We start from the raw sequence: 19006 nt of genomic DNA, 5'->3' as shown, positions 1-19006 counted from the left end.
GCGTAGGCAGACGGGGCGCGGTGAAGGGAGCGTCTAAGAAGACTGAGCGCATAACCAAAGACAAAAACGGTCGTTCCGCCGTCGATGCGCTGCCCATATGCTCGCCGGACCAACCTTCCGGAGACGCACCATGACGCAGCCGTCCTTAAGCACTGCCCCTGCCTGGAAACTCGACACCGTAGCCGTCCACGGCGGCTACAGCGCGGACCCGACCACTCGCGCGGTGGCCGTGCCGATCTACCAGACCGTTGCGTTCGCGTTTGACGACACGCAGCACGGCGCCGATCTCTTCGACCTGAAGGTGCCGGGCAACATCTACTCGCGCATCATGAACCCGACCAACGACGTGCTGGAAAAGCGCATCGCCGCGCTTGAGGGCGGCATCGGGGCGCTTGCGCTGGCGTCGGGGCAGGCGGCCGTCACGTATGCGATCCAGACCATTGCGGAAGCGGGCGACAACATCGTCTCGGCCAGCACGCTGTACGGCGGAACCTACAACCTGTTCGCGCACACGCTGCCGCTGTCGGGCATCACCACGCGGTTTGCCGATCCGCGCGACCCCGCTTCGTTCGAAGCGCTGATCGACGACCGTACCAAGGCGATCTTTGCCGAGACCGTCGGCAACCCGTTGGGCAACATCACCGACATTGCCGCGCTGGCCGAGATCGCGCACCGCCACGGCGTGCCGCTCATCGTCGACAACACGGTGCCGACCCCGTACCTGACGCGGCCCTTCGAACATGGCGCCGACATCGTCGTGCATTCGCTGACGAAGTACCTGGGCGGCCACGGCACGAGCCTGGGCGGCGCGATCGTCGATTCGGGCAAGTTTCCGTGGGCCAAGCACAAGGCGCGCTTCAAGCGGCTGAACGAGCCGGATGTCAGCTACCACGGTGTCGTCTATACGGAAGCGCTGGGCGACGCGGCGTATATCGGCCGCGCCCGCGTGGTGCCGCTGCGCAACACCGGTGCGGCGCTGTCGCCGTTCAACGCGTTCCTGATCCTGCAGGGCATCGAAACGCTGGGCCTGCGCATCGACCGCATCGCGCAGAACGCGGCGCACATCGCCCGGCATCTGCGCGGCCACGCCAAGGTGGAGTGGGTCAACCACGCCAGCCTGGACGACCACCCGGACTACGCGCTCGTGCGCAAATACCTCTCCGGCAAGGCTCCGGGGTTGCTTACGTTTGGGGTGAAGGGCGGCTTTGCCGCCGGCGCGCGTTTTCAGGATGCGCTGCAGTTGTTCACGCGGCTGGTGAACATTGGCGACGCCAAATCGCTGGCAACGCATCCGGCATCGACCACGCACCGGCAGCTGTCGGAAGCCGAACTTGCCAAGGCTGGCGTGCGGCAGGAGACGATCCGGTTATCGATTGGCATCGAGCATATCGACGACCTGCTCGCCGATCTGGATCAGGCGCTGGCGCTGGCCTGATCGCGCAGAACCGCGCTGGCTCACGGCTGCGCCGGCCGCTCCGGATAGGCTTGCCGCAACGCCTGTGCCAGCGCGTCATGCAAGCGCGCGCCCAGCGCTGTCAGAACATGGCGGTCCCGCGTGAGCAGCGAGATGACGCGCTCGGGCATTGGCTGATCGGTCTCGATAAACTCGATTGTCTGACGGATGATGGGCGAGCGTGTCGATTCGCTCGAGAGCAGGAGCAGGGCGTCCGATTTCCAGCACAGCTCAAGCAGCAGCGTCATTGAGTTGCATTCGACCACGCGTTCGGGCGGTGCGAGACCGGCATCGGCAAACAGCCGGTACAGCGGCGAGTGTTCGTCGGTAAGCGAATCGGGGGCGAGCCACTCTTCCTGCTGCAAGGCATGCAGGGGTTGCTGGCCCCGCAGCGCGTGGCCCTTGCGTACGCCGATCAGCGTCTGCGCGCGGCACACCACGGTGTGGTCGAACCCGCGTTCGCCCGTCTGCAACTGAGACGTCAGCGCAAAATCGATGGCGCCCTCGCGCAGCAGTTCCAGCAATTGACCCGGACGTGCCTCCAGGATGCGCAGCCGCGCATTGGGAAATTCGCGCCTGAAGGTCACGAGGCAGTCAGCCACCGGCCCGATGAGCGCGGTGACGGGCGTGACGCCCACCGTCAATTCGCTCGTCACCGCCCCTTTCATGTCTTCCAGGTCTTCTCGTGCGCGCTTGACGCTTTCGTTGATCAAGCGTGCATGCCCGACCAGGCGCTGGCCATACGGCGTAAGCCGGATGCCCTTGCTGGAGCGTACGAACAGCGTGGCCCCCACGCTGGTTTCCAGTTCCTTGATGGCCTTGCTGAGCGCGGGCTGCGTGATGTGAAGCAGGCGCGAAGCCTCCTGGATGCTGCCCGTCTCGGCAACGGTGACCAGTGCGCGTAGCTGGTTGAGCTTCATAGGTGTCCTTGATACCCGGCGCAGCGGAAAGCCGGCATGCCGCACCGCCAGCCAGCAACTGTACTGCGGAATCCTCCTGGGGCGGCCATTGGACGAGCCGCGCAGGCCCGGGTGCGGGCTCCCGCCATAGCCAACAGCTATAGCCATGAAAAAAAGCGAGAGGCGGAACCGGCCCGACCGCTCCTACTATTGCCCTTCAATCCAGCGCATTGCGGGACGCTCATAGAAGCCCGCCCGACTGGAGGAGACATCAAGATGGATGCCCAGATCGCCGTGCCCGCTGGCGCCCCGCGCCAAGGCACCACCACCGTCACCCCGCATTCGAGGCGCGCAGTCGTTGCTGCCGCCATCGGCAACGGCCTCGAAATGTACGACTTCACGGTCTACAGCTTCTTTGCCGCCACCATCGGGCGATTGTTCTTTCCATCGAGCAGCCCGCTGGCATCGTTGCTGTTGTCATTCGCCACGTTTGGCGCGGGCTTTGTCATGCGGCCGCTGGGTGCGGTGCTGATCGGCAACATGGCCGATCGGCGTGGCCGCAAGGCAGCACTCACCTTGACGATTGCCTTGATGACGGCAGGCACCGCGCTGATCGCCTTCACGCCCAGCCACGCGACGATCGGCGTGACGGCAACGGTGCTGGCGGTGCTCGGGCGCTTGCTCCAGGGGCTGTCGGCCGGCGGGGAAATCGGTGCGGCGTCGGCACTGCTGCTGGAATCGGCGAGCAAGGGCCGGCGTTGCTTCCTGGTGAGCTGGCAGGCTGCCACGCAGGGTGCGGCTGCACTGCTCGGCGCGTTGAGTGCGGCCGGGGTGAGCGCCGTGCTCAGCCCCGAGGCGTTACAGAGCTGGGGATGGCGGCTGCCGTTCTTGCTGGGCTTGCTGATCGCGCCGGTTGGCATGTACATCCGCCGGCATCTGAAGGAGACGCACGAGGGCGGCCCGCACGGCAGCATGGTCGGCGTGCTTCGCGAGCATGCGCGCACGCTCGTGCTTGGCATGCTGCTGATGACGGGGGCCACTGCGTCCATGTACATCCTGATCTTCTACATGCCCACGTACCTGATCCACTCGTTGCACATGCCGCCTGTCACGGCATTTCTGACGGCGTGCGTGGCGGGGCTCACCATGCTGATCATGTCGCCGTTGTTTGGCTTGTTGGCCGATCGTCTGCCGACGCGCAAGCCGATGCTGTATGTCGCGGCTGCGGTCAGCCTGTCGTGCACGTACCCAGGCTTCGTGCTGCTTTCTTCTGGCGCGGGCTTGGCACTGACCATGGGGTTGATCGCGCTGGGCGTGACCTTCATGTCGGTCAGCAATGGCGCGGGCGCGGCGCTGCTGATGGAAGCCTTCCCACGCCAACATCGCGCAACCGGCATGTCGGTGATGTACAGCCTGGGAGTGACCGTGTTCGGCGGCTTTGCGCCGCTCATCGTTACGTGGTTGCTGGGCGTAACCGGCAACCCGATGGCACCGGCCTGGTACCTGCTGGCCAGCAGCGCCATCAGTCTGGGCGCGCTCACGCTGTTCCCGACGTATCCCGGCCGCGATTGACATCGATACCGCGCCATCGCTGCCTTTACCCAGTTCGCCTCTGACCTCGCACCATGTACCTCGATCCCAATTCACCCAGCATCCCCCAGGCCCTGCACGCGGGCGCTGATCGCTTTGCCGAACTGCGTCATCGCATCCATGCCAATCCGGAATTGGGTGCCGACGTGCCGCACACCTCCCAGCTCGTCGCCAGCCTGCTGCGTGAATGGGGCTATGACGTGCACAGCGTCGGCGGCCACGGCCTGGTGGGGCAATTGAAAGTGGGCAACGGCACGCGCACGATCGGCCTGCGCGCCGACATGGACGCGCTGCCCATGCAGGAACGCACAGGCTTGCCTTACGCCAGCCAGGTGGCCGGTCGCATGCATGCGTGTGGCCACGACGGCCATACCGCCACGTTGCTTGCCGCCGCCGAGCACCTGGCGGCCACGCGCAACTTCAACGGCACCCTTAACCTCATCTTCCAGCCCGATGAGGAGGGCCTGGCCGGTGCCGTGGCCATGATGGAGGACGGCCTGTTCGAGCGCTTTCCCTGCGATGGCATCTACGCGTTTCACAACGCGCCGGGCTTGCCGCTGGGCGTGGCCGTGGTGCAGAGCGGCCCGCTGGGAGGTTCGTCAGATCGCGTGACAGTGACCTTCAGCGGGCGCGGCGGCCATGGCGCCATGCCTAACCTGGCGGTGGACCCGACGCTGGCCCTGGCCTCGACGGTTGTGGCGTTGCAGGGCATCGTCTCGCGCAACGTTGCCCCAGTGGATGCGGCCGTCATCAGCGTCGGGCAAATGCAGGCCGGGACGACGCATAACATCATCCCCGAAACGGCCATGCTCAAGTTGAGCGTGCGCGCGACCAAGCCGGAGGTGCGCGAGCTGCTGGAGACGCGCATTCGCGAGGTCATTACGCACCAGGCCGCATCCCATGGCGTGCACGCGGAGATCGTCTATGAGCGGTTGGTGCCGGCCATCTGCAATACACCAGAGCAGACCGCTATCGCACGCCGTGCCGTGGCGAGTGTGCTCGGCGACGAGCGCGTCATCCAGGTGCCGCCGTCCTCGCAGATGGGTAGCGAAGACTTTGCCTGGATGCTGGAGAAGCGCCCGGGCTGCTACTTCGCGCTGGGCAACGGCTTGGGCGGCCAGTGGGTCGGCTGCTCGCTGCACAACGACGGCTACGATTTCAACGACAAGCTCATCCCCATTGGCGCGGCATGCTGGGTGGCGCTGGTCGAGGATCAGTTGCGCGCAGAGGGCTGAGGCGCAGGCGGCTCCCCCAGCCGCGCCTGCCGAAATACCAGGGCCATCAGCAGCAGGAACGGCACACCCACCACCAGCGTCATGCGGAAGTCCGCCATCCATGCCGTACTGACGATGATGATTGCCATTGCGGCGGAACCGATGACGGTCAGCGCCGGAAACCCCCACATGCGGAACCGCAGCATGCGCCCTTCGCGTTCCGCTGCGCGGCGAAAGCGCAGGTGCGTGATGAAGATGACGAGCCAAGTGAACAGCGCACCGAACATCGCCAGCGACATCATCAGCAGGAACGAGTGACCCGGCAGCACGACGCTCAGCACGGCGGCCAATGCCGCACCGGAGCTGGACACCGCCAGTGCGCGCAGCGGCACGCCGCGTTGGCTCACCGCGCCAAGCGCCCTGGGCGCCTGGCCGCCGCGCGCGAGGCTGAACAGCATGCGCGTCGATACATACAACTGCGCGTTCATCGACGACAGCGCCGCAGTCAGCACAACGAAGTTCATCACGCCCGCACCCCCGGCAATACCGAGGATTTCCATCACCCGCACGAAGGGGCTCTTGCCCGTGCCGGCCTGCTGCCACGGCACCACGGCGAGCATCAACGCGAGCGTGCACAGGTAGAAGAACACCAGACGGAACAGCGTCGAGCGGAATGCGCTCGTGGCGGCAGCTTCGGGTTCGCGAGCCTCGCCGGCGGCCACGGCAATCAGCTCGATGCCGAAGAAGCTGAAGATGCTGACCACCGCACCGAACCACACGCCGTTCCAGCCGTGCGGCAGAAAACCGCCCGCGCTCACGTAGTTGTGAAAGCCGATCGGGCCGCCGTCGGGTGCGCCATGGATGGCGTAGCTTGCTACCGCCAGAAACGCGACGATGGCCACCACCTTGATCATCGAGCACCAGTATTCGGCCACGCCAAACACGTCGACGCTGCTGGCATTGATCCACACCAGCACGGCCGAGAACCCCACGATCCACACCCACGCCGGCACACCCGGAAACCAGTACGCCATGTACACCGCCACCGCGGTCACTTCGGCGCCGATCACGAAGACGACGGCCGCCCAATACGCATAGCGCACGAGGAAGCCGGCAAGCGGGCTTACGTAGTGCTCGGCATAGGCGCCGAAAGACCCGGTGGTCGGATGCGCGACCACCATTTCTGCCAGGCAGCCCATGAGCAGCAGGGCAATGAATGCGCCGATGGCGTAGCTGGCAATCACGCCCGGGCCGGCCAGTTGAATGGCCGCGCCGCTGCCCAGGAACAAGCCTGTGCCGATCGCGCTGCCGATGGCGATCATGGTGAGCTGCGCGGAAGAGAGGCGGTGCTGCAGGCCGCCTTCGCGTGCGGCCAGCGCTTCGAAGCTGCCGGTGGCCTTCGTCATGATGTTGTCCTGGCTTGGGAAGAGGCCGGGATGATACGCCTTCCATGCAAAACGCCCCGCGCGGCGGCGGGGCGTCTTGTGCAACGGGGCGGCGACGCTCAGCGCGCCACGGGTTTGGCGTACTGGATCGGAACATCCACCCGCGCCTGCGGCAGCGCCTTCCGGAGCTGCGCCCGCGCGTTCACGGCTTCCTGGAACGAAGCAAAGCGCAGGGTGCTGATGTTCAGGTGCCCGTAGTACTCAGCCGATACGGGCGTTGCGGGCAGGCTGCTCACGGCCTGACGCACGCTGTCGACTGACACCTGCGAGACGACCACCTCGTTGCGGCTCTCGCCCACCACGCCGCGTTCATTGACGACCTGCGTGACGGCGGATCCTGTCGCACCCGCCGCCTTGGTTCGCGTGCCGCTGGAGAGCACCTTGAACGACTGCGATTCGATCTGCACCGTTGGTGCGCTCGCGTACTGGGCCAGCTCTTGCGTGCTGAGGTGTTTGCCCACCGTCAGGTCGGCCGCCTGGCACGCCGACGCCATCGAGAGCAGCGCCGCCAGCGCCACGGTCTTCATAAGAGTTGCATTGATCATGTTGAATGGTCTCCGAACGGGCTCACTTGGCAGCAATCACGCGATATTCCACGGCCAGCGGCGTGGTCAGGGTCACGGTGTGGGTGCCGCCCTGGGGCTGGTACGTCGAGCAGGCATTGGTCGGCACGCCGCTTACGGCATAGACCTCCCACGTGCCGGCGGCGTTCTCGCCGTAGAAGGCGTAGCTGCCCAGGCCGTACTTGTTCACCGTATCCACGCCGTTGTTGTAATAGCCGTTGTACGGCAGGGACAACGCCGACACCGTGCCCGACGGCGACTTCACGAAGAAGCCAACACTACCAACGCAGACTGAGCCCGACACACGCAACTGCAGGGCGTCGACCTTGTCGGTGCCTGACACGTTGAACTGGCCGAGCTTCTGCACCGCGCCGTAATTCAGCTGGTTGACGTTGGCAAACGCGGGCGCGAAATCGGGCACCGACAGCGCTGCCGGCTTGTAGGCGACGGTCGCCTTGGCCATCTTCACGGCGGCCGATGCGTCGACCAGCCCGAAGCCGTACCACGTTGAATACGCATAGCCGGCGGCGTTGGTCTGCCAGCCGTAGTCCAGGCGTGCGGTGGTCGCGCCGTCGGTGAGCGCGGCGCTGGTATCGCCGGTGGCCGCACCGGTGAGCAAGTCGATCCGCGCGTTGCGGCCGTTACGGCTGCCGTAGTCGGCGTCGATCTTGCGGGCTGTCGCACGCAGGATCTCGCGCACGTCGCGCCACGTCAGGTTCGGGTTGGCAGCCAGCATCAGCGCCACCACGCCCGACAGCGTGGGCGTAGCCGCCGACGTGCCGTTCATGCTCGAGTAGTCGCACTTCGCGTTGTCTTTCAGGTTGGTGGTCGTGCCAGCAATCGCAAAGTCGTTGGTGTCGTCCGGATTGGCCCGGCTGTAGCCGCGTGCGCAGCCGCTGAGGTCGGTGGAGAAAATCTTGGGGCCGCTGCCGGTTTCGCCGTATTTGCCGCCGTCGCCGTATTCGCCGCCCAGGCCGGTGATCCAGTTCACCGATCCGGCGTTGGAGTAGCTCGACTTGATGCCCTGCGCGTTTGCCGCGCCGACCACGATCACCCCTGGCTCCAGCGCTTCGGGGTCATTGGCCGGCGTTTCGCAGCCGATCATGCCGGCGCTGGCACCCACGGTCGGGCACGTGCGCGGCGGAACATTGACGCCGTCGTTGATGGACTCATATTCGTTGCCCGATGCCTTGAGCATGACGAGCCCGCGGCCCCCACGCAGGTTCGGGAAGGCGCGCACCGCTGCCTGTGTCGAGGTGGACGTGTCGTACTCCAGCGGCGCCTGCGGGTTCGCGCCGTACGACGCGTTGATGATGTGGCCGTTCTTCGACCAGTCCGCGCCGCCGTAGGCTGCGGTCGTGTCCGGATTCGCCGCGCCGATAAAGCGCGCCCCGCCCAGCGTCGCGCGCGGCGCGATCCCCATCACACCCTTGCCGTTCTGCGCCGCCGCGATGATGCCGGCCACGTTGGTGCCATGCGCGTCCTTGATGTTCGCGGGAATGTCTGCCGGTGTCGGATCGTTCGAACCATCGTCGAAGTTGTGCGTCATGTCCGAGTTGGCATTGGCGAACAGGTCTTCGTTGTGCACGTCGATGCCGTCATCGAGCACGAGCACGTTCACGCCCTGGCCCTTGATGCCGGCCTTGTGTGCGTCTTCCACGTCGATGTCGGTCGTGCCGTTGGCCACCAGGCCGAACGCCGCGAAGAAGCTCGTCGCCTGCTTGAGCGCCCATTGGTAGGCGTACAGCGGCTCGGTGCTGCCGGTCTGGCAGGCGTACTTGGCATCAACGCCGGTTTCCGCGCACGTGGATGCGGGCGGCGTGTTGCCGCCGGTGTTGCCGCCGTTGCTGGCGGTGTTGCTTCCCGAGTCGCCACCGCCGCACGCGGCCAGCGCCACGGTGGCGAAGAGCGTCAAGGCAAGCGATTTTCCCGTTATGTCTTTCACAAGACCCCCGTTTTTTGTCGTTGTGTGTTGTGTGTTGTGCGAGGTGCGGAATGTCCGCACCGCTCCGACCTGTTCGACGAAGAGAGGGCACGTCCGGCGTGCCCGCCGCGAGCACATGGGCACTCGTCAGGTCGGGCCGGATGCTCGCACGCACGCCAGCCGGCATTCAACGGAGATGGCCGCTGTGGCTGCGAACCGGTTCGGCCGTCGCGCGAACCTGTCAGCGCGTCTCAGCCCTGGGCGCCGCAAGCAAGGGAGGGGGAAGGGAAACGAGGTGCGGGAAGAGAGGGTGCCGCGCGCATCAGCGCATCTGCATGACCCAGGTGCGCCAGTCCTTGTGCTGCACGAACGGCATGGCGGCGGCGCGCCCTTCGACGGCCAGCATGCGCGTCTCGCGGGGCGACATGCCGGTCGCGCGCCGGTACGCACGCGTAAAGTTCGAGGCGTCGGAAAAGCCGTAGGTCTGCGCGATTTCGGCCACCGAACGGTGTGTCTGCGACCGGTTGGCCAGGATCGCATGGCACTGCCGCAGGCGCTGCATGCGCAGGTAGTTGAAGAAGCCGCCTTCGCGCTCGAACAGCCGGTACAGCGTGGCACGCGAGATGCCGAACTGCGCGGCCACGCCTTCGGGCGAAAGCGCCAGGTCCGACAGGTTGTGCTGCACATGCCGGCAGATCGAGGCAAACAGGCTCTCCCTCACGGACGGCGCATTGGCTTCGGTCACCTGGCAGTTGATGGCGGCCGCAGCCAGTTGCAAGGTGCCCGGGATGACGGCCTGTGCCTCGGCATCGCTCAACTTCCCGACGGACTGATAGAGCGAACACAGGTGATCGCGCAGCAGCCCGACCATCGGGGCGTCGCCACGCAGCACTCGCATGCTGAGTTCGTCGGGTGCGCGTAGCAGCGGTGCCAGCAGGCGCCGTGGCACGGCCAGGCTCAGGAAGCGGCTGTCGCTCGTGCTGGTGGCCAGCGGCTGGGCTGCGTCAACGATGAAAAGATCGCCCGGGCGTGTGGCGCTGTCGCTTGCGCCGTCGCGCTGTCCGCAACTGCCCTCCAGGTAGTACTGGAGCACGTAGACGTCCATGCCGTCGCGCCCCAGCTTGGAGCGGGACCGGTCATAGTGCTGAGCCTGGGCGCTGATCATGCCCACGCCCGTCTCGCCGCACAGATAGGCGTCGACGCTGGCCTGGAAGCCGTGCGACTGCGGCGCGGCGGAGCGCGTGTCGAACAGCACGTTGATGGCATCCCGCCACGCCGCAAATTGATGCTCGCGCGGCAGCGCAGACGTATCGAAGTGGGAGTGCGGAGGTTTGCTCACGGCGGTTTCCTGAAAGCCCTGCGCATTGTGCAGAAGCGGTGGCAGATGATGGCATGCCCCCAAAGTGGGGTGTCCGGCGGGGCCTGGCTAAACGACCGCCAGCTTCGGCCTTTCCTGCCTGGGCATGACCACGTTGCGCCCGGCGGCCTTGGCTTCGTACAGGCGCCCGTCTGCCAGGTGGATCAGGTCTTGGACGGTATCGTCGGCCGCGGCGATGCCTGAGTAGGACGCCACCCCGATGCTGACCGTCAGCTTGCCGTACGCGCTGCCCGCGTTCGGTTCGTTGGCGGCCAGAACGGCGACGCGGATGCTTTCGGCAACACGCACGGCGCCGCTCAGGTCGGTATTCGGCAACACGGCGACGAATTCCTCGCCGCCATAGCGGCCGGCGAAGTCGCCGGGGCGCTTGATGCAGTCGTTGATGCAGCGTGCCACCGTGCGCAGCGCGGTGTCGCCTGCGGCGTGGCCGTACCTGTCGTTGTAGGGCTTGAAGTCGTCCACGTCGATCATCAGCACCGACATCGGGGTGTGATACCGATTGGTGCGGCGCCATTCCACGTCCAGCGCAGCGTCCAGTGCGCGGCGCGTGCCGAGTCCGGTCAGGCTGTCGGTATTGGCCAGCAGATGCAATTGCTGCTCCATCTCGAGCCGCTTGCGCAGCTGCTGCGCAAAGAGGAACGACAGGCCCATGAACACCGCGTCGAGCATCAGCACGATGCCGCTGATGACCCATGCGCGCTGCCGCCATTCGGCGTAGATGTCTTCGGTGGCGAGGCCCACGGTCACGATCAGCGGGTGGTCGCCGATATGGCGGAAACTGAACAGCCGCTCGACGCCGTCAACGCCGGCGACATCCACATAGGAGCCTTGCGGCGCGAGCAGGCGCTTCTGGAAGGCAGCGGCATCGGCCAGGCTGCGGCCGATGAGCTTTGCGTCATACGGGCGCCGCATGAGCAGCGTGCCGTCGGTGCGTACCAGCGTGACGGTGGCGTGCGGTCCGAGATTGATGCCATCGAACAGTCGCCGGAAATAGTTCAGGCGCAGCGTGCCGACCACGATGCCGTTGAATTCGCCGTGAGGGCCATTCAGCCGCCGGCTGAGGCCAAGCGACGTGTCGAGGCCGGTCACGCGCGGGGTAAACGGCTCGCTGATATACAGCCCGACGTTTGCAGAACCCCGATGCACCTGAAAGTAATCGCGGTCGCCCAGATAGATATGCCGCGGCGGCACCGAACGCGAATCGATGACCACCTGACCCGTCTGGTCCGTGACCAGCAGCGAGCCCAGATCCTGCGCGTTGGTCGAGCGGTCGAACAGCACGAGCTGGCGGACGTTGGGCGGCAGCGCCAGCATGGCGGGGTCGCGCACCCCGTCGATCACGGCCTGCAGCGAGAGGTCGTACACCTCGATGTTCCGGGCGATGTCGCGCTGCAAGATCAGCGAGAGGTTGTCGGCAGCATCGCGCGCACGGGCCAGCGCGTCCGTGCGCATTTCCCAGAGCGAGAGCGCGGTGAGTGCCGCCAGCATCAGTGACAGCACCGACGCGCCGATGATCAGCAGGGAAGGCCGCCGCAGGAATGCACCGGTGGCGCGCTGTAAAGGCATGCGCAGAATTGTGAAGATATTGAAAATGGTAGCCCCGATTGTGTACCGGACTCCACCTTCCTACGCAATACTATCTAAGACGTTTTCCGCAGAGAAAACGTTTGCGGATGCGCATTCGACGCGGTTTGCGCAACGCTTCCCGAGGCACTGGCGCACGATTTGCTGAGCATCGGCTGAGTGCCGCACGCGTGGCGCCAGGCACGCCGCCGGCCCGACATACGCCCATGCCGCCCTCCATGTCATCCTGTCAAGCCGGCTTTGCCTATGCTGGGTAAGCATCCTTGGAGAACGCCATGCCAGAGTCAGACGATCGCGTTTTGTCCACCCCCGGGCCCACGCCGGCGCCTGCCAATCCGCATCCGCCCGTGGCCGACACGCACGAAGAAGCGCTACTCGACGAAGGCATCGAGGAAACCTTTCCCGCCAGCGATCCGGTTTCTGTCGATGCCGGCAAGCCGGATGTGCCGCCCAAGGCGCCGGGGAGTGCGCCCAAACCGTAAAATGCGGACTGCGTGTCAACGTTTCGGCGGCGTCAGCCGTATTACGTAGACCGCAAACAACGTGCGAATCCAGCACACGCGCCGTCTGAAGCGCGGGTCCAGCGAGCACCGGCGCGCGCGACAAGCCCGCGCCGGTCGGCCAAGGTCCAATCAAGACGTCGATACCGTGCGGAGCAAGGGCTTCGGCGGTTTGGCTTGCCGCGGCTTCCCGTGTCTGCCTGTCCGGATTCGCAAATCGATTCGACCCGGCACTCCGCCAAGCCAGCAGGATTTCGTTTTTCACCATGCCTGACGCCGCGTCCAACGACGCCAGTCCAACACCCCGCCGACCATCGGCCCACGCTGCACCTGCCGCGCCCGCCACGCCTGCCCGACCCGATTCGGGCCTCGGCCTCGCCGGCTGGATCGTGATCGGCGTGGTGCTGGTGCTGGGCGCGCTGGTGTTCGACAGCCTGTATGCGCTGCTCGACCATGTGCACTACGCCGACATGGTCGCGGCGCTGCAGGCCACCCCACGCTCGCATCTGCTGCTGGCCGTTCTTGCCACCGCGCTGAGCTACATCGCCCTGACCGGCTACGACGCGTCCGGCCTGCGCTATGCCGGCGCGCACGTGGCCCCCGCCACGGTGGCAACCACCTCGTTCATTGCTTATGCACTGGGCAACACCGTCGGCCTCGGTTCGCTGACGGCCGGCGCGGTGCGCACCCGGCTGTACACGGCAGCCGGGGTCGATGCCGCCCGCGTGACGGAGGCGGTCGCGTTTGATGCAGGGGCGCTGGGCGTGTCGACCACGGCCTTTGGCGCGGTCGGGCTGCTGTGGGGCGCGCCGCACATCGCGGCCATTACGCATTTGCCGGCCGCGCTGCTCGAAGTCGTGGCATTGCTGGTGCTGGCCGGCGTCGTGGCGTTGCTCGCGCTGTGCATGCGGCAGCGCCATGTGACGCTGTTCGGCCGGTGGGAAATCCGCCTGCCCCCGCCGGGCCTGGCCGCGCGCCAGTTTGCGATTTCGGCGGCGGACATGATCGCGGCGGCGGCCGCGCTGTGGGTACTGATGCCGGCCGGCGCGGTCGATCTGCCGACGTTCGTGGCGTTCTACGCGCTGGCTGTCACGCTGGGCGTGCTGAGCCAGAGCCCCGGCGGCCTGGGCGTGTTCGAGGCCGTCATCCTGCTGGGCTGCAGCGGCCAGGCGCCGCCGGCCGAGGTGCTTGCCGCGCTGCTGTTCTACCGCGTCATCTATTTCCTGCTGCCGCTCGTCGTGGCTGCCGCCATGCTCGGCGCGTTCGAGCTGCGCTCCGGCGCCGGGGCCCCGTTTGGCCGCGCGGCGGTCAAGCTGTCGCCGGTGCTGCTGGCCGCGCTGACGATGGTGGCGGGCGTGATGCTGCTGGTCTCGGGCGTCACCCCAGCCAGTGACGAGGCAGAAGACCTCCTGCGCATGCACGTGCCGCTGTTCGTGGTGGAAGCCTCGCACATGATCGGCAGCGTGGCGGGGCTCATCATGCTGTTTGTCGCGCGCGGGCTGCTGCACCGGCTGGACGCCGCGTGGTGGGCGGCGCTGGTGCTGTCGCTGCTGACCGGCGTGCTGGCGCTGCCCAAGGGCATTGCCGTGTCGGAGATGGCCGTGCTGGTCACGCTGGCGGTGCTGCTCGTCATCTCGCGCCGGCAGTTTGACCGGCCTTCGTCGTTGTTCTCGCAGCGGCTCGAGGCGGGGTGGCTGCTCGCCATGGTCTGCGTGTTTGCGGCGTGCGTGTGGATCCTCTTCTTCGCCTACCGCGAGGTCGCCTACGCCAACCAGCTCTGGTGGCAGTTCACGTTCGACGGCGATGCGCCGCGTTCCATCCGCGCGCTGATGGCGGTGGCCGTCACGGGGCTCGGCTTTGGCATGCGCCAGCTCTTTCGCAAGGAGCCGGGCGTTACGACCTTCCCGAGCGACGAAGAGCTCGCCCGCGCGGCCGAGATCGTCCGCAAGCAGCCCGCCGCCGATGCCACGCTCGCGCTGATGGGCGACAAGAGCCTGCTGTTCTCGCCGTCGGGCAACGCGTTCATCATGTACGCCAAGCAGGGGCGCTCGTGGGTGGCGCTGTCCGACCCCGTGGGCGCGCAGCAGGAATGGCCCGAGCTGATCTGGCGCTTTATCGAAATGGCCGACGCGCATGGCGGGCGCGCCGCGTTCTACAAGACGCGGCCGCAGACGCTGTCGCTGTATCTCGATGCGGGCCTGCGTGCCTACAAGCTGGGCGAAGAGGCGTATGTGTCGCTGCCGGAGTTCAGCCTGAAGGGTTCGCGTCGCGCCAACCTGCGCCACGGCGTGACGCGCGGCGAGCGCGAAGGGCTGTCGTTCGAGATCATCCCGACGGAAGAGGTGCCGACCGTGCTGGACGAATTGCGCGCCATCTCCGATGAATGGCTGCGCAATCAGAACGCACGCGAGAAGGGTTTCTCGCTCGGCGCATTTGAAGACCGCTACATCTGCAGCCAGCCCGTGGCCGTGGTGCGCCGCGAGGGCGTCATCCTCGCGTTTGCCACGCTGATGTGCCCCGACGTGCTGCGCATCGAGGCGAGCGTCGACTTGATGCGCTATCGCAGTAATGTGCCGCCCGGCACGATGGATTTCCTGTTCGGCAAGGTCATCCTCCACTTCCAGGCGCAGGGGTACCAGCGTTTCGGGCTGGGCATGGCGCCGATGTCGGGCATGGTTGAGCATCAGCTTGCGCCGCGCTGGCACCGCTTCGGACGGATGATGTTCCGACACGGCGCGCGCTTCTACAATTTCAGAGGGTTGCGCAATTTCAAGGACAAGTTCGAGCCGGTGTGGGAAGCCCGCTACCTGCTCGCACGTGGCGGGATTGCGCCGCTGTTCACATTGACGGATGTCGCTGCGCTGATCGGCGGTGGCTTGAAGGGAGTGATCTCCAAATGAGTTGGCAAGCACCGCGCACGCAAGAGGCGCGGCATCGGGGAGTGCTACGCAAAGGCTTGCGTTGGGTCGGGCATGTGAGTGCGGTCGGCATGGTGCTGGCCATGTCCTCGGCCATCGCCGCCGATGCTCCGGCTGCAGCCAGGCCTGCGCCCGCGCAGGGCCCGGTTCTGGTGCCGCCCGTTGGCATGACAGGCGCCAGCGGTGTCGTGGCGGTGCCGCCGCGTGGCGACATGCCCCCCCGCCTGCAGATGAGTGGGGCCGCCGTGACGGCCAACAAAGCGGCCAACGGCGGCGTGCTGTCGCTGCCGGTGGTGGCGCCCGCTACGCCCGCCGCCGCACCGGGCGCGGTCGAGTTCGTCACGCACGGGCGTTTTCGCGATGTGCCGGTCTACAAGCCGAAGGGCGAAATCCGCTCCGTCGTGCTGATGCTGTCGGGCGATCTTGGCTGGACGTCGGCTGAATCGCGCATGGCAGAAAGCCTCGCGCAGCAGGGCGCATTGGTGGCAGGCCTGTCGACGCCCGCGCTGTTCGCAAGCCTGGAAGCCGACCCCGGCGATTGCGCGTTCCCCGATGGCGATCTTGAAAACTTCAGCCGCTTCCTGCAGGCCTACGAGAAGGTGCCGGGCTACTACCCGCCCATCCTCGTTGGCGACAACGAAGGCGGTGCGCTGGCCTACGCCATGATTGCCCAGGCGCGCCCGAACATCTTTGCCGCGGCCATGTCGATGGAGTTCTGCCCCGTGCTGGAGCTGCGCAAGCCGTTGTGCAAGGGCGAGGGCGTGCACTTCAGCCGACGCATGAGTGAGAGCCGCACGACCGCCAAACGCGTCAAGCCGCCCGAGAATGCCGGGGTCGTGCTTCTGCCCGCCACGAAGTTGTCTGCGCCGTGGGTGGCGCTGCAATCGGCCACGCCGACGTCGTTTGCGCGGCGCTCCGGCCCGCTGTGCGAGGCGCGTGCCACGCAAGCCTTCATCGATACGATTTCGGGTGCCCAATCGGTGGCGTTGCCGGCAACGGCATCGGCGCCCAATGCGCCGCCTGTGACGGCCGTCGAGCCGTTCAAGTCGGCCTTCGCCAAGCTTGTCGCCCAGCGCAAACCGCCGCCCCCGCCGCCGCCTGCGGCGGTGTCCGATTTGCCGATCATCGAAGTCCCGGCGCAGCCCGGTACATCGTCCGAACTGTTCGCGGTGCTGCTGTCGGGCGACGGCGGTTGGGCGGGGCTGGACAAGGAGGTGGCCGCCGCGCTGTCCAAATCGGGCGTGCCTGTGGTCGGCATCGACTCGCTGCGCTACTTCTGGACGCCGCGCACGCCGGCCTCTGCCGCCGCCGACATGGACCGCCTCGTGCGCTTTTACGCCGCGCGCTGGAAGAAGCAGAAGGCGTTGCTGATCGGCTATTCGCAAGGCGCAGATGTACTGCCCTTCATCGTCAACCGGTTGCCGGCGGCGTCGCGCGAGCATGTTGCCCTGGCCGTGATGATGGGCCTGGGCAAGCGTGCGGATTTTGAGTTCCACATGACGAACTGGGTGTCGAGCAGTGCGTCGGGCCTGCCGATCCTGCCCGAGGTGCAGAAGCTGCCGGCGGGCATTGGCATGTGCATCTACGGCAAGGAAGAGAAAGACACCAACTGCCCAGGCCTGGACCCAAAGCAGGTGCAGCTCGTGAAGCTGCCGGGCGGCCATCACTTTGATGGTGATTACGCCAAGCTGGCGCGCATCATTCTCGAAGGTGCGCGCGTAGCGGGCAACGCGCCGCGTTAGTCTGCCGGCGCCGGGGCTGACGGTGACGCTGTGGCGTTGTCGACCTGGGCGCCAGCGGGTGTGCCCGGCGCTGCTGCCAGCGACTGCACACACTCGTCCACACTCAATTCGTGCAGCATCTCGGGGCGCAGCGTGTTGTCGGTCGCGCGCTCCAAGCCCGTCAGCGCGCGGGGCTTGAGCCGCACCAGCATCAGTTGCAGGCCGCGCGCCGCGCATTCGGCGGCAAAGATGCGCAGCGCTTCGATGGCCGAGCCGTCCACGTCCGGCGTTTCTTCCAGGCTGAGCATGATGGCGCGCAGCGCGGGCTCGTGCGGCTGTTGCAGCATCGCCCGCACCTTGCCGAGCACGCGTTCGGTGTTGGCAAAGAACAGCGGCACTTCGGGCCGGACGATCAGCACGCCAGGCACCGGCTTGGCTTCCGGGTGCAAAGACACATCGACGAAATCGTGGCTCTGGCGCAGGCGGCCGAGCACGCTGACGTTCGGCTCGGAGAGCTGGCGCAGCGTGAGCAGCAGGCTCACGCCGATCGCGGCCAGCAGCCCGTGCAGCACGCCCAGGACCAGCACGGCGAGCAACGCGGCAATCACCACCAGCCGATCGCGGCGCCACGCCCAGTACGGTTTGAAGACGGCCGGATGCAGCGAGTGGCTGACCGCAAAGATCACGATGGCCGCCAGCACCGGTTCGGGAATGCGCGCGAGCTGCGGCAGGAACAGCCACACGATCAGCGCCACCACGGCTGCCGCGCACAGCCCGGCCAGACGCGATTGCGCGCCCGCGGCTTCGTTGGCAGACGTGGCTGAGTATCCGGCGCCGACGGGCATGCCGTGCAGCAGGCCCGAGAGCAGATTGGCGCAGCCCAGCGCGACGAGGTCCCGGTTGGCCGAGATGCTGTCGCCGTGTTTGAGCGCGAAGTTGCGGATCGAGCCGTAGGACTCGGCGTAGAGGATCAGCATGAGCGCAAAGCCCAGTTCGGCGCTTTCCATCCATTGCGCGCGATTCAGCGCCGGCACGCCGAAGCTGATGTTCTGCAGGTCGATATGGCCGACCACGGCAATGCCGTGCGCGTGCCAGTCGATCCAGTAGCCGGCCGCAATCGCCATCACGATAACGACCAGCGTGGCGGGAATGCGCCCCCACCGGCCCAGGCCGAAGAGCAGGGCGAGTGCGATGGCGCCCAATGCGGTGCTGTACGGGTTGGCACCCGCTGCGCTGGTGATCAGATCCAGCGCAACGCGGGGCGTGTCGCTGTGGTGCACCGTCACGTCGATGATCTTGGGCAACTGCTTGACGGCAATCGTCAGCGCCAGCCCGAAGGTGAAGCCGCGCAGCACCGGCCGCGCGATGAAATCCGACATGCCGCCCAGCCGCGCCGCACCGGCCAGGATGAAGAGCACGCCCGTTGCGATGATGAGCGCCGCGGCCATCGTGAGCGCCGTCGCACCGCTGGCGCCCGGTTCCGACAACACCGTGGCAAACAGCACGGCCGCTGACGACGACGTGGCCGAAACGATGGCAAAGCGGCTTGTGCCGACGAGCGAATAGACCACAAGCCCGCACAGCAATGCGATCAACCCGGCCTGCGGCGGCAGGCTTGCGATGCCCGCGTAGGCAACGGCTTCGGGCAGCAGCAGCCCCGCAATCGAGAACCCGGCGATAACGTCGCGCACCACCCGCTGCTGTGGTGGCTGTGGCGGCGCATCCAGCGGGGCGAAGCCCTCGGGGTGTTGCAGGGCGGCGGCGGGGTGTTCGTTGCTTGGCGGCATGCGACGCGGTGGTCCGGCTGAAATGGACGA

Annotated in this window: 13 protein-coding genes; 6 read left to right on the top strand and 7 right to left on the bottom strand. The window is 66.6% G+C overall.

Features of this window, described 5'->3' with window-relative positions; all coding sequences use genetic code 11:
- Positions 1-130 precede the first annotated feature (130 nt).
- A complete protein-coding gene (locus R2669_RS03390) occupies positions 131-1435 on the top strand; it encodes an O-acetylhomoserine aminocarboxypropyltransferase/cysteine synthase family protein (protein WP_316877180.1) in 1305 nt (434 codons plus the stop codon).
- Positions 1436-1455: 20 nt separating this feature from the next.
- Here the strand turns inward: R2669_RS03390 and R2669_RS03385 are convergent, their stop codons facing one another.
- The gene (locus R2669_RS03385; protein ID WP_147216200.1) at positions 1456-2373 is read right to left on the bottom strand and encodes a LysR family transcriptional regulator; all 918 of its coding nucleotides are present in this window, start codon (positions 2371-2373) and stop codon (positions 1456-1458) included.
- A gap of 255 nt (positions 2374-2628) precedes the next feature.
- Between R2669_RS03385 and R2669_RS03380 the strand changes: the two genes are divergently transcribed.
- Together R2669_RS03380 and R2669_RS03375 are read left to right on the top strand one after the other, a co-directional pair.
- The gene (locus tag R2669_RS03380) at positions 2629-3924 is read left to right on the top strand and encodes an MFS transporter (protein WP_316898546.1); all 1296 of its coding nucleotides are present in this window, start codon (positions 2629-2631) and stop codon (positions 3922-3924) included.
- 53 nt (positions 3925-3977) lie between these two features.
- The gene (locus R2669_RS03375; RefSeq protein ID WP_316898544.1) at positions 3978-5177 is read left to right on the top strand and encodes a M20 aminoacylase family protein; all 1200 of its coding nucleotides are present in this window, start codon (positions 3978-3980) and stop codon (positions 5175-5177) included.
- Here the strand turns inward: R2669_RS03375 and R2669_RS03370 are convergent.
- From R2669_RS03370 to R2669_RS03350, 5 genes are all read right to left on the bottom strand, one after another.
- Positions 5156-6562 carry an amino acid permease gene (locus R2669_RS03370; RefSeq protein WP_316891473.1) on the bottom strand — a complete coding sequence of 469 codons (1407 nt, stop codon included), beginning with the start codon at positions 6560-6562 and terminating at the stop codon, positions 5156-5158. The two genes, R2669_RS03375 and R2669_RS03370, sit on opposite strands and share 22 nt — an antisense overlap.
- Positions 6563-6660: 98 nt before the next feature.
- Positions 6661-7146, bottom strand: coding sequence for a hypothetical protein (locus R2669_RS03365; RefSeq protein ID WP_316891472.1), 486 nt, complete (start codon positions 7144-7146; stop codon positions 6661-6663).
- 22 nt (positions 7147-7168) lie between these two features.
- Entirely contained in the window at positions 7169-9079 is a 1911-nt protein-coding gene (locus R2669_RS03360) for a S8 family serine peptidase (RefSeq protein WP_316898542.1), read from the bottom strand.
- Between the two features lie 331 nt (positions 9080-9410).
- Positions 9411-10427: a helix-turn-helix domain-containing protein gene (locus R2669_RS03355; protein WP_147216189.1), complete on the bottom strand. Its 1017-nt coding sequence runs from the start codon at positions 10425-10427 to the stop codon at positions 9411-9413.
- 87 nt (positions 10428-10514) lie between these two features.
- Positions 10515-12032: a sensor domain-containing diguanylate cyclase gene (locus tag R2669_RS03350; protein WP_147216187.1), complete on the bottom strand. Its 1518-nt coding sequence runs from the start codon at positions 12030-12032 to the stop codon at positions 10515-10517.
- Positions 12033-12325: 293 nt separating this feature from the next.
- Between R2669_RS03350 and R2669_RS03345 the strand changes: the two genes are divergently transcribed.
- The 3 genes from R2669_RS03345 to R2669_RS03335 all read left to right on the top strand — a co-directional run bounded on the left by R2669_RS03345 (position 12326) and on the right by R2669_RS03335 (position 17210).
- Positions 12326-12532: a hypothetical protein gene (locus tag R2669_RS03345; RefSeq protein WP_316877169.1), complete on the top strand. Its 207-nt coding sequence runs from the start codon at positions 12326-12328 to the stop codon at positions 12530-12532.
- A gap of 284 nt (positions 12533-12816) precedes the next feature.
- The gene (mprF, locus tag R2669_RS03340; protein WP_316898540.1) at positions 12817-15450 is read left to right on the top strand and encodes a bifunctional lysylphosphatidylglycerol flippase/synthetase MprF; all 2634 of its coding nucleotides are present in this window, start codon (positions 12817-12819) and stop codon (positions 15448-15450) included.
- Entirely contained in the window at positions 15447-17210 is a 1764-nt protein-coding gene (locus tag R2669_RS03335; protein ID WP_316898538.1) for a virulence factor family protein, read from the top strand. The genes mprF and R2669_RS03335 overlap by 4 nt, the downstream gene beginning before the upstream one ends.
- Here the strand turns inward: R2669_RS03335 and R2669_RS03330 are convergent.
- Positions 17207-18976 carry a SulP family inorganic anion transporter gene (locus tag R2669_RS03330; protein ID WP_316891468.1) on the bottom strand — a complete coding sequence of 590 codons (1770 nt, stop codon included), beginning with the start codon at positions 18974-18976 and terminating at the stop codon, positions 17207-17209. The two genes, R2669_RS03335 and R2669_RS03330, sit on opposite strands and share 4 nt — an antisense overlap.
- Between the last annotated feature and the right edge of the window lie 30 nt (positions 18977-19006).

Origin of the sequence: Ralstonia edaphi, assembly GCF_958350185.1 — a bacterium.
In the GTDB taxonomy this organism is placed as follows: Bacteria; Pseudomonadota; Gammaproteobacteria; order Burkholderiales; family Burkholderiaceae; genus Ralstonia; species Ralstonia edaphi.
This window is presented reverse-complemented; position numbering and strand designations above follow the sequence as displayed.

Excerpts from the sequence above, each read along its gene's own strand:
- R2669_RS03390 (WP_316877180.1), top strand. The coding sequence starts at position 131 with ATGACGCAGCCGTCCTTAAGCACTGCCCCTGCCTGGAAACTCGACACC.
- R2669_RS03385 (WP_147216200.1), bottom strand. The coding sequence starts at position 2,373 with ATGAAGCTCAACCAGCTACGCGCACTGGTCACCGTTGCCGAGACGGGC.
- R2669_RS03380 (WP_316898546.1), top strand. The coding sequence starts at position 2,629 with ATGGATGCCCAGATCGCCGTGCCCGCTGGCGCCCCGCGCCAAGGCACC.
- R2669_RS03375 (WP_316898544.1), top strand. The coding sequence starts at position 3,978 with ATGTACCTCGATCCCAATTCACCCAGCATCCCCCAGGCCCTGCACGCG.
- R2669_RS03370 (WP_316891473.1), bottom strand. The coding sequence starts at position 6,562 with ATGACGAAGGCCACCGGCAGCTTCGAAGCGCTGGCCGCACGCGAAGGC.
- R2669_RS03365 (WP_316891472.1), bottom strand. The coding sequence starts at position 7,146 with ATGATCAATGCAACTCTTATGAAGACCGTGGCGCTGGCGGCGCTGCTC.
- R2669_RS03350 (WP_147216187.1), bottom strand. The coding sequence starts at position 12,032 with ATGCCTTTACAGCGCGCCACCGGTGCATTCCTGCGGCGGCCTTCCCTG.
- R2669_RS03345 (WP_316877169.1), top strand. The coding sequence starts at position 12,326 with ATGCCAGAGTCAGACGATCGCGTTTTGTCCACCCCCGGGCCCACGCCG.
- mprF (WP_316898540.1), top strand. The coding sequence starts at position 12,817 with ATGCCTGACGCCGCGTCCAACGACGCCAGTCCAACACCCCGCCGACCA.
- R2669_RS03335 (WP_316898538.1), top strand. The coding sequence starts at position 15,447 with ATGAGTTGGCAAGCACCGCGCACGCAAGAGGCGCGGCATCGGGGAGTG.
- R2669_RS03330 (WP_316891468.1), bottom strand. The coding sequence starts at position 18,976 with ATGCCGCCAAGCAACGAACACCCCGCCGCCGCCCTGCAACACCCCGAG.